The sequence below is a fragment of the Rhizobium freirei PRF 81 genome (assembly GCF_000359745.1).
Taxonomy (GTDB): Bacteria; Pseudomonadota; Alphaproteobacteria; order Rhizobiales; family Rhizobiaceae; genus Rhizobium; species Rhizobium freirei.
Map to the genome: position 1 here is coordinate 190,663 of NZ_AQHN01000056.1, position 12,843 is coordinate 203,505.

13 protein-coding genes are annotated in these 12,843 nt (G+C 61.8%); 5 read left to right on the top strand and 8 right to left on the bottom strand.

Going from position 1 to position 12,843, the window contains the following annotated elements; all coding sequences use genetic code 11:
• From RHSP_RS12920 to RHSP_RS12935, 4 genes are all read right to left on the bottom strand, one after another.
• Window positions 1–636, bottom strand: coding sequence for a LysE family translocator (locus RHSP_RS12920; protein ID WP_004117441.1), 636 nt, complete (start codon window positions 634–636; stop codon window positions 1–3).
• Window positions 637–966: 330 nt separating this feature from the next.
• On the bottom strand, window positions 967–1,848 hold the full coding sequence (locus RHSP_RS12925; protein ID WP_037151630.1) for an NAD(P)-dependent oxidoreductase: 882 nt from the start codon (window positions 1,846–1,848) through the stop codon (window positions 967–969).
• Between the two features lie 126 nt (window positions 1,849–1,974).
• The gene (gene pyk, locus RHSP_RS12930; protein ID WP_037151633.1) at window positions 1,975–3,414 is read right to left on the bottom strand and encodes a pyruvate kinase; all 1,440 of its coding nucleotides are present in this window, start codon (window positions 3,412–3,414) and stop codon (window positions 1,975–1,977) included.
• Window positions 3,414–3,905: a DUF1036 domain-containing protein gene (locus RHSP_RS12935; RefSeq protein ID WP_037151637.1), complete on the bottom strand. Its 492-nt coding sequence runs from the start codon at window positions 3,903–3,905 to the stop codon at window positions 3,414–3,416. Before RHSP_RS12935 ends, pyk begins: the two co-directional genes overlap by 1 nt.
• Before the next feature lie 204 nt (window positions 3,906–4,109).
• Here RHSP_RS12935 and RHSP_RS12940 point away from each other — a divergent pair, with 204 nt between their 5' ends.
• From RHSP_RS12940 to RHSP_RS12950, 3 genes are all read left to right on the top strand, one after another.
• Complete coding sequence (locus RHSP_RS12940; RefSeq protein ID WP_004117449.1) at window positions 4,110–4,904, top strand: N-formylglutamate amidohydrolase; 795 nt, start codon at window positions 4,110–4,112, stop codon at window positions 4,902–4,904.
• 28 nt (window positions 4,905–4,932) lie between these two features.
• Window positions 4,933–5,238, top strand: a complete 306-nt coding sequence (locus RHSP_RS12945) for a DUF1244 domain-containing protein (protein ID WP_004117452.1) — start codon at window positions 4,933–4,935, stop codon at window positions 5,236–5,238.
• 172 nt (window positions 5,239–5,410) lie between these two features.
• Complete coding sequence (locus RHSP_RS12950) at window positions 5,411–5,662, top strand: DUF2312 domain-containing protein (protein ID WP_004117455.1); 252 nt, start codon at window positions 5,411–5,413, stop codon at window positions 5,660–5,662.
• A 68-nt stretch (window positions 5,663–5,730) separates the two neighbouring features.
• Here the strand turns inward: RHSP_RS12950 and RHSP_RS12955 are convergent, their stop codons facing one another.
• From RHSP_RS12955 to RHSP_RS12970, 4 genes are all read right to left on the bottom strand, one after another.
• Entirely contained in the window at window positions 5,731–6,783 is a 1,053-nt protein-coding gene (locus RHSP_RS12955; RefSeq protein WP_037151640.1) for an NAD(P)H-dependent flavin oxidoreductase, read from the bottom strand.
• Window positions 6,784–6,950: 167 nt separating this feature from the next.
• On the bottom strand, window positions 6,951–7,874 hold the full coding sequence (locus RHSP_RS12960; protein WP_004117459.1) for an NAD(P)-dependent oxidoreductase: 924 nt from the start codon (window positions 7,872–7,874) through the stop codon (window positions 6,951–6,953).
• A gap of 131 nt (window positions 7,875–8,005) precedes the next feature.
• Entirely contained in the window at window positions 8,006–9,103 is a 1,098-nt protein-coding gene (locus RHSP_RS12965) for a branched-chain amino acid aminotransferase (protein ID WP_004117463.1), read from the bottom strand.
• A 190-nt stretch (window positions 9,104–9,293) separates the two neighbouring features.
• A complete protein-coding gene (locus tag RHSP_RS12970; protein ID WP_037151644.1) occupies window positions 9,294–10,556 on the bottom strand; it encodes a flavin monoamine oxidase family protein in 1,263 nt (420 codons plus the stop codon).
• A gap of 201 nt (window positions 10,557–10,757) precedes the next feature.
• Here RHSP_RS12970 and RHSP_RS12975 point away from each other — a divergent pair, with 201 nt between their 5' ends.
• Together RHSP_RS12975 and RHSP_RS12980 are read left to right on the top strand one after the other, a co-directional pair.
• Window positions 10,758–11,174, top strand: coding sequence for a hypothetical protein (locus RHSP_RS12975; RefSeq protein WP_081615313.1), 417 nt, complete (start codon window positions 10,758–10,760; stop codon window positions 11,172–11,174).
• A gap of 250 nt (window positions 11,175–11,424) precedes the next feature.
• Window positions 11,425–12,792, top strand: coding sequence for a PepSY-associated TM helix domain-containing protein (locus tag RHSP_RS12980; RefSeq protein WP_004117470.1), 1,368 nt, complete (start codon window positions 11,425–11,427; stop codon window positions 12,790–12,792).
• Window positions 12,793–12,843 lie beyond the last annotated feature (51 nt).

Genomic DNA, 12,843 nt, shown 5'->3' on the forward strand with positions numbered 1-12,843 from the left:
TCAGTTCACGGCGCGACGATAAAGCACCAGCGATCCGGCAAGAGCCAAAAGCGCGCCGCCACAGGCGCGCTCGAGCCATTTCGCCCCTTCCGACTTCAGGACACGCACGGCCTGCGAGCCGAACACCGCATAGCCGAACATAATCATGAAATCGAGTGCGGCGAAGACCGCGCCCAGAATGATGTATTGCTGCATCTGCGGCGCTGAAGGATCGATGAACTGCGGCAGGAAGGCCGAGAAGAATAGATAGCCCTTCGGATTGGTGACGGCGACCATGAAGCTCTTCAGGCCGATGGCAAATGCCGTTCCCTTCGGCTGGCTCGCGCTGGCTTGTAGGGCATTGTCGATGCCCCCTTTCGAGCGCAGCATCATGATGCCGAGAAAGGCGAGATAGGCCGCGCCGACCCATTTAAGCGCCGAGAACCAGAATTCGGAAGCCGCAAGCAGAGCGCCGAGACCAATGGTAACGGCGGTAATTAAAACCGCATCGGAAAGGACGGCACCGATCATGCCCGGCAAGGCGCGCCGGACGCCAAAGCGCGAACCATTGGTCAGCGCCAGAAGCACGGTCGGCCCCGGCGTTGCAATACCAATGAAGGAGACGGCGGCAAAGGCGAGCAGCGTGGTCAGATGCATGATGTCCCTCCTCTTTGGTCGAGGAAGGTTGCATGGGGTGCGGTGGTTAGCAAGGGGCTTGAGAGAGGCTTTCGGTATACCAAACCTCTGATACCCCCTCTGTCCCTATCGGGACATCTCCCCCACAAGGGGGGAGATTGGTAACCCGTGGCACCGGCACACCTCAAACCAACTTTATATCCGCAGAGACTGAAGCGCATCGTATCGTTAAGGGCGTCTGCAAACTCCAAACGATCTCCCCCACAAGGGGGGGAGATGTCACGAAGTGACAGAGGGGGTGCATACTCTCCATTAATCCAATCACCGATGGTGGCACTCCCAGCCCACCAATTACTCCACCAACCCCGCATCCTTCGCCGCCAGCGCTCCGACAGCCGACCAGTCCAGCTCCTCGCCGCCATGCGCAAGCAGGGTCAGGAACCGATCACGCAGCAGGCTCGCAAGCGGCAGCGGCACATTAAGCGCCTCGCCAGCAGCCAGTGCCAGCCGAATGTCCTTTTGTCCCAGCGGCGCCGTAAAACCGGCCGGCTTGAACTTGCGGTCTGCGATCAGCCCGCCATAGGTCTTATAGACGGGCGCGTTGAACAGCGTCGAGGTCAGGAGATCGAGATAGGCGTGCCGGTCGACACCGCCCTTCTCGACGAGCGCCATGGCCTCGCCGAGCGACTCGATGACGGAGGCGATGAGGAAATTGCCGCTGAGCTTGACGAGATTGGCGGCCTTTGGTTCTTCGCCGAGTACGAAGGTACGCTGACCGATAGCCTCGAAGAGCGGCGTGACCGTTTGGATGGCATCCGGCGCACCTGCTGCGGCAACGAAGAGCTTTGCCGCGGCAGCGGCTTCCGGACGACCGAAGACGGGTGCCGCCACGAAGCGTTGGCCTGCCGCGGCGTGCTCTTTGGTGAGCCGCTCGGACATCGCCACGCTGATCGTGCTTGCGGAGATATGAACCGCGCCCTTGCCGAGGCTGTCGAGAACCCCGCCATCGCCATGGACGACGGCCGAGAGCGCGTCGTCATGGGCGAGCATGGTAAAGACGGCCTCGCCACCGCACGCTTCCGCCACCGTCGCCGCAACCTTGGCGCCCTCGCCGGCCAGAGCCTCGGCCTTGTCGCGCGAGCGATTGTAGACCGTCACCTCATGCCCGGCCTTGATGAGATTGGTTGCCATGGCGCTGCCCATCTGGCCCAACCCGATAAATCCGACTTTCATGGCATATCTCCTTCTCAATCCGCCTGCTTGGGGTGCCCGCGGGCGTTCGGCTTCAAGAAAAAACCCGCCGTCTTTCGACAGCGGGTTTCGGATGTTTGAGGTGCTGCCGCAATCAGATGTCGGCAATCACACGCCGGACTGGCCGTCCGAACCGATATAGGCGATGCGCAGCATGTTGGTGGCGCCCGGCGTGCCGAGCGGAACACCGGCCGAAATGATGATGCGGTCGCCCGGCTTGCCGAAGCCTTCCTCGGCAACGATGCGGCAGGCATTGTTGACCATGTCGTCGAGGTCGGTCGCATCGTGGGTGACCACACAGTGCATGCCCCAGACGACAGACAGACGACGTGCCGTCTGGATGATCGGCGACAGTGCCAGGATCGGAACCTGCGGACGCTCGCGCGAGGCGCGCAGGCCGGTGGTGCCGGACGAGGTGTAGCAGACGATGGCGGCAAGCTTCAGCGTTTCGGCGATCTGGCGGGCGGCAAGCGAAATCGCGTCGGCGCCGGTTGCTTCCGGAAGGGCGCGCTGGGCATAGATGATGCCCGGATAATGCGGCTCGCGCTCGATCGTGCCGGCAATGGAAGCCATCATGGAAACGGCTTCGACCGGATAGTCGCCGGATGCGGATTCGGCCGAGAGCATGACGGCATCGGCGCCTTCGAACACGGCGGTTGCGACGTCGGAAACTTCGGCGCGGGTCGGGACCGGCGCGGAGATCATCGATTCCAGCATCTGCGTGGCGACGACCACCGGCTTGCCGGAACGGCGGCAAGCGCGGATCAACTGCTTCTGAATGCCTGGAACGGCTTCCAGCGGCATTTCGACGCCGAGGTCGCCACGGGCCACCATCAGCGCGTCGGAGAGCTCGATGATTTCCTCGATGCGCTCGACGGCCTGCGGCTTCTCGATCTTCGACATCAGGCCGACGCGACCGTGGGAGATCTTGCGAACTTCCGTCAAGTCTTCCGGGCGCTGGATGAAGGAGAGCGCCACCCAATCGACTTCGTTGGTGGCGAGAACGGCATCGAGGTCGGTGCGGTCCTTGTCGGTCAGCGCGCCGACGCCGAGCAGGGTGTCGGGCAGGCTGACGCCCTTGCGGTCCGAAATCTTCGTGCCGGAAATAACCGTCGTGACGATGCTCTTGCCATCGCACTTCTCGGCGCGGAGCGCGAGCTTGCCGTCATCGATCAGCAGGCGGTGGCCTGGCTGGACAGCTTCCAGAATTTCCGGATGCGGCAGGAACACGCGGGTGTTGTCGCCGGGTGTATTCTGGTCGTCGAGCGTGAAGGTCTGGCCGGGCTTGAGATCGACCTTGCCTTCGGCAAACTTGCCGACGCGCAGCTTGGGACCCTGCAAGTCAGCGAGAATGCCGATCGGACGGCCGCAGCGGCTTTCGACGGCGCGAATGCGCTGGATCAGCATGCGCATCACGTCATGGCTGGCGTGGCTCATGTTGATGCGGAACAGGTCTGCCCCGGCTTCATGAAGCTTCTGGATCATCTCCTCGGAGGAGGATGCCGGACCAAGCGTTGCGAGGATTTTGACTTTTCGGTTTCGTCTCATCAATTCTGGCTTTCCTGGCTGCCCGGGGTATCGGAGAGCTGAACCATCCAGCTCGCCTGACGCCCCGTGTCGTATTCCTTGAATCCCATCTTCTGGTAGCCGCGAGCGTAGCAATCCTTCACGCCTGGGATTTTAAATTCGTTTTCCGCCACGCACATTTCGACGTCGCCCGTCCAGCGGCCGCCGCGAGCGGCATCTTCTGCGTAGAGATAATAGTAGCGGGACTGGAGCGGCCCCTCGATCAAGGTGGCACAAGTATTCGCTGGAATCTGCCACCAGCCTTCCGTCACCCAGCCGTCCTTTGCGCGATAGCCGATCGCCACACCGACAAGGTTCTGCGTACCGTTGCATGTTCGGAAATCGGCATGAGCCGCATTCGGCATGAAAAAGAAGAACGGCGCTGCTGCGGCGAGAATGAGGAAGGCGATTCGGGCTAGCGGACCTGACCGCTTAACGAAACGTGGCGCGACTTGGCTGGACACGGCTTCCAATTGGCTCCCGGTTATTCGTTGTTGCGTCTTCTTGCGCTGCCATCCCATGAATGTCAACGCAACTCTAATCGATTATATTTTCTTCACGGGATGCTGACGGCATCACGCACCGCTCTTCATCCGATCGAAGCCGCAAACCTTGCACCTTCCATCCGCACATGCAATCAAACAAAGAGTTGAAAATTTCAATAATCGACAATCCGCATGACCGACTTCAGACCGTTTGAAATCATACCCGGCAATCGTGACAAAGGCATGGTCATTCTTGGCGATCACGCCATGCGACATCTGCCGGAGCGCTATGGCAACCTTGGCTTGCCGGAAGCCGCTTTTTCCCGCCATATCGCCTATGACATCGGCATCGAAAGCCTGTGCCGCCATCTCTGCAAGCGACTGGATGTGCCGGGCGTACTCGGCGGCTTTTCCCGCCTGCTGATCGACCCGAACCGCGGCGAGGACGACCCTACGCTGATCATGAAGATCTCGGATGGCGCGATCATATCAGGCAACCATCCGATCACGGATGAAGAATGGAATTACCGCATAGAGACCTTCCACAGGCCCTATCACAAGGCGGTCGACGAGACGATTTCCGCCGTGGCCGAGGCGACGGGCAAGGCACCCCTTGTATTCTCGATGCATTCCTTTACGCCGGCGTGGAAGAGCGTGCCTCGCCCCTGGCACGCAGCCGTGCTTTGGGATAGCGACGAGCGTGCCGTTATGCCGCTTCTTGCAAAGCTCGGCGCCGATACCGATCTGGTGATCGGCGACAATGAGCCTTACGACGGTGCGTTGCGCAACGACACCATGTTCCGCCATTGCATGATGAAAGGCATTCCGCACGCGCTGCTGGAGGTCCGCCAGGATCTGATCGGGGGCGAGGCCGGCATTGCCGAATGGACCGACCGGCTGGCACCGATCTTCGCCGAGATCAACGCCGATCCGGCCCAGCACGAATACAAACGCTATCCTTCGCGCACCGGTCCCTACGAGACATGAGGCGGCGAGCGAACCGAGGAGAATAGAGATGACCCCACTCACCAAGGAACAAGAGACCGAGCTCGAGGCCGCCGCGTTCCGCCGCCTCGTTACGCACTTGCGCGAACGTAGCGACGTCCAGAACATCGAACTGATGAATCTCGCCGGCTTCTGCCGCAACTGTCTTTCCAACTGGTATCGCGAAGCGGCCGAAGAGGCAGGTCTGCCCGTCAGCAAGGACGAGTCGCGCGAGGTGATCTACGGCATGCCCTATGAGGAGTGGAAGAACCTGCACCAGAAAGAAGCCTCGCCTGTGCAAAAAGCCGCTTTCGAGCAGAACAAGCCGAAAGATTAACGCTCCCTTTACCAATCCGGCTTGACCTTGCGCGCCATTCGCGGCACGTCAACTGCCCGATCGAATTCGAAATACCGCGCAGGCCCTGAAGCGAAGTGCAGCATCGGTTGAGCTACCGATCCCATTTGCGACCGGCTTCGAGCGACCCTCTAGGACCCTTTAGGAGAAGTGCATGGAAGAGAATAGCGTCGAGAACGTGGCCGCGGCTGAACTGCGCCAATTCATTGAGCGCATCGAGCGTCTGGAAGAAGAAAAGGCCGCGATCGCCTCCGACATCAAGGACGTCATGGGCGAAGCCAAGGGCCGCGGCTACGACACCAAGGCGATCCGCACGATCATCCGCCTTCGCAAGAAGGACGCGAATGAGCGCCTGGAAGAAGAATCCATCCTGCAGACCTATATGGCTGCCCTCGGCATGGAATAATCGAGGCTCTTGTCAGCCTTGCGGGACGATCGGGAGCCGGCTTGCCGGCTCCTTTCTTTTTGGGCGCATCATTCGGCAAAGAGACGACTGATCAAATCGGCAGCACTGCCCTGCCAAAGTTCGCCCTTGCCTGTTCCCGACCAGAGAGACAGGAAATCCGGCAATCCTTTCGCCGTCGATGCGCCACGCATATCGCGCGTGAACTTGTTTTGCACCGGAAAGGGAAGGATGGCGTCCGGCTTCCCATCCATCTCCTCCATGAAGCGGTTTTCGATGCCGCGGGCAAAACGGCCCGAAAAGACGCGTGTCGTGCGTGTCCTGCGTTCCGGCGCTTCGAGAAGCTTCTTTCGATAGGGTGCCGATGTTCCGGCCTCGGTGCAAGCAAGGAAGGCCGTGCCCATCTGGACGGCCTGCGCGCCCGCTTGCAGCGCCGCCCGAATATCGCTGGCCGTCATGATGCCGCCGGCTGCGATCAGCGGCAGGCGAATGGTGCCGACGCATTGCGCCAAGAGATCGCGAATGCCGATTTCCGGATCGGCCGCCTTGGCACCGAAAATGCCGCGATGGCCGCCAGCTTCGAAACCTTGCAGCGTCACCGCATCCACGCCGCTGTCTTCCAGCGCGCTCGCCTCCTCAAGTGTCGTCGCCGTGCCGATCAGCGGAATACCTGCCTTCTTTGCCTCGCGGACATAATCGGCGGGCAGCAAGCCGAAAACGAAGCTGAAACACGCCGGCTTGAGGCGCAGCACGGCCTCGAATTGCACATCGAAATCCTCCTCATAGGGAGGGTTAAGCTGCGGCGCCGGCAGCTCCAACTCCTGACGGTATCGAGCGGTCGCCTCCACTGCACGCTCGACGCGATCGGCCGCGACCTCCGGGATCGAGTGCGGAATGAAGAGATTGATCGAAAACGGCTTGTCTGTTCGCTGACGCACCTGACTCGCAAAGGTCTCGATCGCCGCAGCACTGGAATAGGCGCCGCCCATCGCGCCGAGAGTCCCCGCAGCCGAGGCGGCCGCCACGAGCTCAGCCGACGAAGGGCCGCCCGCCATCGGTGCGACGATCAACGGATGCTTCAAACCGAGTTGTTGAAAAAGATTGCTGTCCAGGGGAGCAGACATATCCGTTTTCCTTTCAGGAATGTCTGTTTAGATCTCAATCCAACATAGGCATCGCACGGTGGTTTGCCAGAACAATTCCCAGAAAACGCCGAGCGTTTTTCCGCCCGGCATCTCGCAAAACCTAATCGATAGAACGGGTTAGAAATTGCGCCGGGCGCCGAGCCGATCTAGGGGCGACCAAGCGCCGCGGTACGGGCCTCAATGGCGGCAACCACCGACATCATATCGAGCCGGCCATTGCCGAGTTCGACGCTCTCCCCGTAGAGCGTACGGCAGAGGTCGAGAACCGGGGAGGCCATGCCGGCGGCGCGCGCCGCCTGCGCGATCAGATTGGTGCTGTTGAGCGCATCGGCCGTTGCCGCTTGGACTGAAAAATCCCGGTCGATCAGCTTCGGAATTTTCACGCGCGTCAAATCGCTGGCCATCGGACCGGAGTCGATCGCCGCCTGGAACGTCGCAAGGTCGAGCCCGTTCCGCTCGGCGAAATGCGCCGCCTCGGCGAGCCCCGCGAGCATCGTGCAGAGATAGAGATTGACGGTCAGCTTCATCAGCAGCGCATTGCCTACCGGGCCGCACAGGATCGTTTCTCGGCACATGGGCGCAAGCAGCGGCCGCACCTCCGCGACCGTTTCCGCATCGCCGCCAAGCAGTGCGACGAGCTGTGCCGTCTCTGCCGGCTTCCTCGAACCGGAAACCGGAGCCTCGACATAGCGCCCGCCGGCGGCGGCGATCTCGGCGGCAAGCCCGCGCGAATAGTCGGGCGGATTGGACCCCATCGAAACGACGATATGTCCCGCGACCAGCCCGGCAAAGCCCGGTGTCCCACGCTGCAGCACCGAATCCAGCACCGTTTCGTTGACAAGCATCAGGATGACGATGCGCGTGCGCTCGAACACCTCCTCGACACTTGCCGCCACGGCAGCGCCCACCTCACGCAGCGGATCGGCCGCTTCCCGCGACCGGTTCCAAACGACGAGTTTCGTGCCTGCTTTCGCGAGATTGAGAGCCATCGGCTGGCCCATGACGCCGAGACCGACAAAACCGATCTCTTCGCCCGGCTCGACGCCGGGACGTTCGCTGACCTTGGTCATCAAGACAACTCCGATTTTCGGGTGACGATGCTATCTCAGATGTCAGAGCCCGGCGGGAGAGCCATATGCGTTTCCCGCCGGGTATCGATCACGCTCCGGTCAGAGCCCGACGCGGATTGCGTGGCGACCGCTCAGAACAGCCGGTCCAGCCACTCATTCTTGTCCGGTGCACGGCCGAATTGGATATCGGTGAGCGCGGCCTTCAGGCGAAGCGTGGTCGCCCCGGCGTTTCCGTCGCCGATAGTGAAGTTATGCTTGCGGCCCTTCACCTTGCCGATCGGCGTCACGACGGCCGCCGTGCCGCAGGCGAAGGATTCGCGCAGACGCCCGCTCTCCGCATCGGCCTGCCACTGCTCGATCGAATAGGGCTCTTCGCGAACGGTGAGACCCATGTCGCGTCCCAGCTTGATCAGCGAATCGCGGGTGATGCCCGGCAGGATCGTACCGGTCAGCGGCGGCGTCTGCAGCGAGCCGTCGTCGAAGACGAAGAAGATGTTCATGCCGCCAAGCTCTTCGATCCAGCGCTTTTCGACGGCATCGAGGAAAACGACCTGATCGCAGCCTTCACGCTGGCCTTCGGCGAGCGCGGAAAGGCTTGCAGCATAATTGCCGCCGCACTTGGCAGCACCGGTGCCGCCGGGCGCGGCGCGGGTGTAGTTTTCGGAAACCCAGAGCGTGACTGCCGATGCACCGCCCTTGAAATAGGAGGCGACCGGAGAGGCAATGACGCAGAAAAGGTAGTCGGTAGCCGGCCTGGTGCCGAGCGCGGATTCCGAACCGATCATGAACGGGCGGAGATAGAGCGATGCGCCCTCGGCGGTCGGGATCCACTCGCGATCGATCTTGACCAGCTCGCGGACGGACTCGACGAAGAGCTTTTCCGGCAGCGGCGGCATGGCCAGCCGCTCGGCCGAATTGTGGAAGCGTTGCGCGTTGGCGCTCGGGCGGAAGAGCGCCGCGCCGCCGTCGGGCAGGTGGTAGGCCTTCATGCCTTCGAAGATTTCCTGCGCATAATGAAGCACGACGGTCGCCGGATCGAGAGCCAGCGCCTTGCGCGGCTCGATCCTGGCGCCATGCCAGCCGCGATCCTGCGAGTAGCGGATCGTCACCATGTGATCGGTGAATACGCGGCCGAAGCCCGGATTCTGCAGCAGGGCTTCCCGCTCGCTGGCCGTTGCGGGGCTAGAATTCTTTTCGATGTGGAACGTCAGTGCGTCGCCGTTACTCATGGCTCCTCCAATGCTTCATTGTAGCGGCTTTGGCCGCCCGTCTCCCGTAAGAAGGTTTAAACCAAATCGGGTGGTATTTGATTGCGTTTACGCCTGTTGCCGCGCAAGTTTAAGAGCGCTTTACGCAAATTTTCGAGCGGAATCGTTATTTTTCACCTGGAAGCGCGCGGCACTCTCCATCAATTCGGGATCACAGCACCTTCGCAATCGCCTCGGCTGCGACAACCCCGCTTTCATAAGCACCATGCGCCGTCGAATATCGCGACCGCGAGCAAGCCTCTCCGGCGAAGAACAGACGATCGTTGCAGGGCGCGGCCAGCACGCCGCGCAGATCCGAAGCGCCGGGGATCGCATAGGAATAGGAACCGCCGATCAGGGGTTCGCTGGCCCAGGTCGACATGACAAGAGGCGACAGTTTTGCGCCTATGTCGGAGCCAAAGACGCGCTTCAACTGCTCCACGGAGAAATCGAAGGCAGCCTCCATGCCCTGCCGTTCGAGATCGAGCGCAAGATCGCCGGCAAAATAGGCCTCGATGGCGGGCGCGCCGAATGGCCTCAGCTGATAGGCGCCAGTGCGGCGATCCTGCCGAGAGCCCATGACATGCGTATCCTCCGGGAACATGCCGGGCTCGGACGTTTGGATAAAAAGCTTATTCGCCAATCCGAGAGGCAGACGCGAAGCCGCCTCGATCTTTTCCGGCAGCGGCGGCCAGAAGGCAATCCGCTCGCCGGCAAGGACATTGGTGGAGACGGAGACGACAACGGCGCTTGCCCTCAGCTCGCCCTTGCTCGTCGACAGCACGATATGATCGCCGCTGCTATGATCGATCCGGCTGACTTCAGCACCGAGAGCGGTCGGCACCGGCAAACCATAGCTGGCAACAAGCGTGCCGTACCCCTGCCGGACGCGCCAGTCGGGACCTGGCCCGGGATCATAACGGCCGAGATCGATGACCGAAGACTTCGGCAATTCGGCCCCGGTCATGAACGCGCCGACGGCATAAATTCGTTCACGCCACGGCTCGTCCGGAGACAGCATGGCCGACAGATCGGCGTCGCCAACCCCATCATAGGCGTCGACCCGCTCGAAAAATTCAGCCACCGCACCGGCTGCCGCCATTATGCCGGGATCACCGCGCTCGAGCTGCCGCCCGCCATCACTCCAGGGCGCCGGCGTGCGATCGACCGCCAGCCCGATCTCTTCGGTTATTTTTGTCCAGGGATTGGTGCGCGCGCCATGCAGCCAGCCGCAGCCGAGATCAAGCGCGGCCCCATCTGCACCGAAGGGATGGATCGTTCGAGCCCTCCCGCCGACACGATCGGATGCTTCGAGCAGCACGACCGAAAGATCGGGCCGAAGCGATTGCAGCCGCCGGGCAGCTCCCACGCCGGCAGCGCCGGCGCCGATCACGGCGACGTCGACATCGCCGCCCCTCCAGGATTCGATGGGCATTCGATTTCCTTTTCGCTCAAGCGCCTGAAGGCAAAGCGGCGCAGGACGATGAACGACCCAGAGCCCGCCCGAACCATTAGTCCAGACCTTCTGACCAATCTGTAGCTGACCTCCGCGCAGCATGTAAACGGCACTGCAGCAGCCGAACCAAATTGCCGCATTGAGCTGCGGCGGCGAATGTCGTAGTTGCTTTGGACAATAATGGGGAGAAACGTGCGGAAGCGAACCTTTGGGACAACGCAGTGGCTGGTGCGCATTCTTTGCGCCATCGCATTGCTATCCGTCGGCTTTGCCCATCGCCCTGCGGTTTCGAGTGTTGCGGAACCGACCCCCTTCGAGCTTGCCCAGTATCGTCTGCCCGATGGAAGCCTGCCGGTCATCTGCGTCACCGAAAGGACGCCTGACGGCAAGGAGCACAGCAAGGCCAATATGCCGGGATGCGAAGCGTGCCGCATATCAGCAGCCGTCCTGCTCCCTACTCCGCCGACGGAAATTTGCGAACACCTCGCCTTTGTCCGGGACGACATCGTCGTCGCCAAGAACGAGGCATTCCGCCGCCAGCTTTATCCGCCCAATAGCGGCCCACGCGCTCCCCCTGCTCTCAGAAGCTTTGCCTGAACCCTGCGTTACGGCCGATGTCGTGACGCTTGTCGTCAATGGCGGCCGGACCATGCACGAGAGCTGATCGTGCCGGCTGCGGGTAAGGTGCCTCCCTGCCGATGTCTCGAAGCTTAATGGAGCGCTCATAGCGGCTCCGGAGGCGGCATCGGCAGGGGTAGTGACCGGATCGGTCGCGTCTCTCCCGCAGACAGGCAATCCTCTTGCAGATTGGGTCAATCCGCGCCGCCGCATCTTCGGGGAGTCCCCCATGTCCGCCTTCACCGCGACCGAGCCAAGTGCTGTCGCAGCCGATAATATCTCTCTTTATCGCGCGATCTGGCGCTGGCATTTCTTCGCCGGTCTGCTCGTCATTCCCTTCCTGCTCAATCTGGCGATTACCGGGTCCATCTATCTTTTCAAGGATCAGATCGCCGACACCTTTTATGCGCATCGCCACATCGTCGCCGACACCGGCGCGACGCTCCCGCCGCAGAAGATCGTCGATGCGACGCTGGCGGCAATGCCGGGCGCCAAGGCGACATCCTATCGCGAGGCCGCGGCGGGCAATCGGTCCGCCCTGGTCACTGTATCGACGGCGGGGCAATCGACACTGGTCTACGTCAATCCGCACAATGGCGAGGTGCTCGGCTCGGTCGGTTCCAGGCAGGAATTCGGCTGGGTCGTCAAACGCATCCACAGCCTCGAATATTTCGGCACATGGACCAACCGCATCATCGAAATCGTCGGCGGCTTTGCGCTGATGCTGGTCGTGACCGGCATCTATCTCTGGTGGCCACGCCGCCAGACGGGCGGCGTGCTGACGGTTCGCGGCACCCCGTCCCGCCGCGTCTTCTGGCGCGATCTCCATGCCGTGACCGGTGCGATCGCCGGCATCGTCATTTTCTTCCTCGCGTTTACGGGTATGCCTTGGTCGGGCTACTGGGGTGCCAATGTCAATGCGTGGCTGACCTCAAACGATCTCGGCTATCCCGCGGCCCTTTGGGACAAGGTGCCGAAATCCACCAAAGTCACGCAGGATATCGTAAATCGACCCGGCTGGATCGTCGAGAATGCGCCCGTGCCGCTTTCCGATGCGGCAACGACGTCGCAGCCGATCGGGTTGGACAAGGCCGTAGAGATCGCCAGAGGGCTGGGCTTAGCTCCGGGCTTCAGCGTCGCTCTTCCTGCCGGCGAAACGGGCGTCTTCACCGCCTCGATCTTCCCCGCCGATCTCTCGAAGGAACGTACCGTCCATATCGATCAATATTCCGGCAAGCCGCTTATCGATCTCTCCTTCGATCAATATCCGGCGCTGGGCAAGGCGATCGAATGGGGCATCAACGTCCATCAGGGGCAGGAATGGGGCCTCTTCAATCAATTGCTGATGCTGGCGACCTGCATTGCCATCATCCTCAGCTGCATCACCGCCGTCATGATGTGGTGGAAGCGCCGGCCGGCCGGTCGTCTCGGCGTGCCGCCCATGCCGCCGCAGAGGTCCGTCTATATCGGCCTGTGGCTGATCGCGATCGTCTTCGGCGCCGCCTTTCCGCTCACCGGCCTGGCCATCGTCGCCATGCTGCTGATCGACCAAACCATCCTTCGCTTCGTGCCGCCGCTGAAGCGGTTCTTCTCATGAAAGGCTGCGCGGCAGCATCTGCCGCGCGGCACCCAGATCCCCGGAGAAAAC

Bases quoted from the DNA above. Each gene is read 5' to 3' on its own strand.
- RHSP_RS12945 (WP_004117452.1), top strand. From the start codon at position 4,933: ATGACCCCACTCACCAAGGAACAAGAGACCGAGCTCGAGGCCGCCGCG.
- RHSP_RS12965 (WP_004117463.1), bottom strand. From the start codon at position 9,103: ATGAGTAACGGCGACGCACTGACGTTCCACATCGAAAAGAATTCTAGC.
- RHSP_RS12955 (WP_037151640.1), bottom strand. From the start codon at position 6,783: ATGTCTGCTCCCCTGGACAGCAATCTTTTTCAACAACTCGGTTTGAAG.
- RHSP_RS12940 (WP_004117449.1), top strand. From the start codon at position 4,110: ATGACCGACTTCAGACCGTTTGAAATCATACCCGGCAATCGTGACAAA.
- RHSP_RS12925 (WP_037151630.1), bottom strand. From the start codon at position 1,848: ATGAAAGTCGGATTTATCGGGTTGGGCCAGATGGGCAGCGCCATGGCA.
- RHSP_RS12920 (WP_004117441.1), bottom strand. From the start codon at position 636: ATGCATCTGACCACGCTGCTCGCCTTTGCCGCCGTCTCCTTCATTGGT.
- pyk (WP_037151633.1), bottom strand. From the start codon at position 3,414: ATGAGACGAAACCGAAAAGTCAAAATCCTCGCAACGCTTGGTCCGGCA.
- RHSP_RS12950 (WP_004117455.1), top strand. From the start codon at position 5,411: ATGGAAGAGAATAGCGTCGAGAACGTGGCCGCGGCTGAACTGCGCCAA.
- RHSP_RS12970 (WP_037151644.1), bottom strand. From the start codon at position 10,556: ATGCCCATCGAATCCTGGAGGGGCGGCGATGTCGACGTCGCCGTGATC.
- RHSP_RS12980 (WP_004117470.1), top strand. From the start codon at position 11,425: ATGTCCGCCTTCACCGCGACCGAGCCAAGTGCTGTCGCAGCCGATAAT.
- RHSP_RS12960 (WP_004117459.1), bottom strand. From the start codon at position 7,874: ATGACCAAGGTCAGCGAACGTCCCGGCGTCGAGCCGGGCGAAGAGATC.
- RHSP_RS12975 (WP_081615313.1), top strand. From the start codon at position 10,758: ATGGGGAGAAACGTGCGGAAGCGAACCTTTGGGACAACGCAGTGGCTG.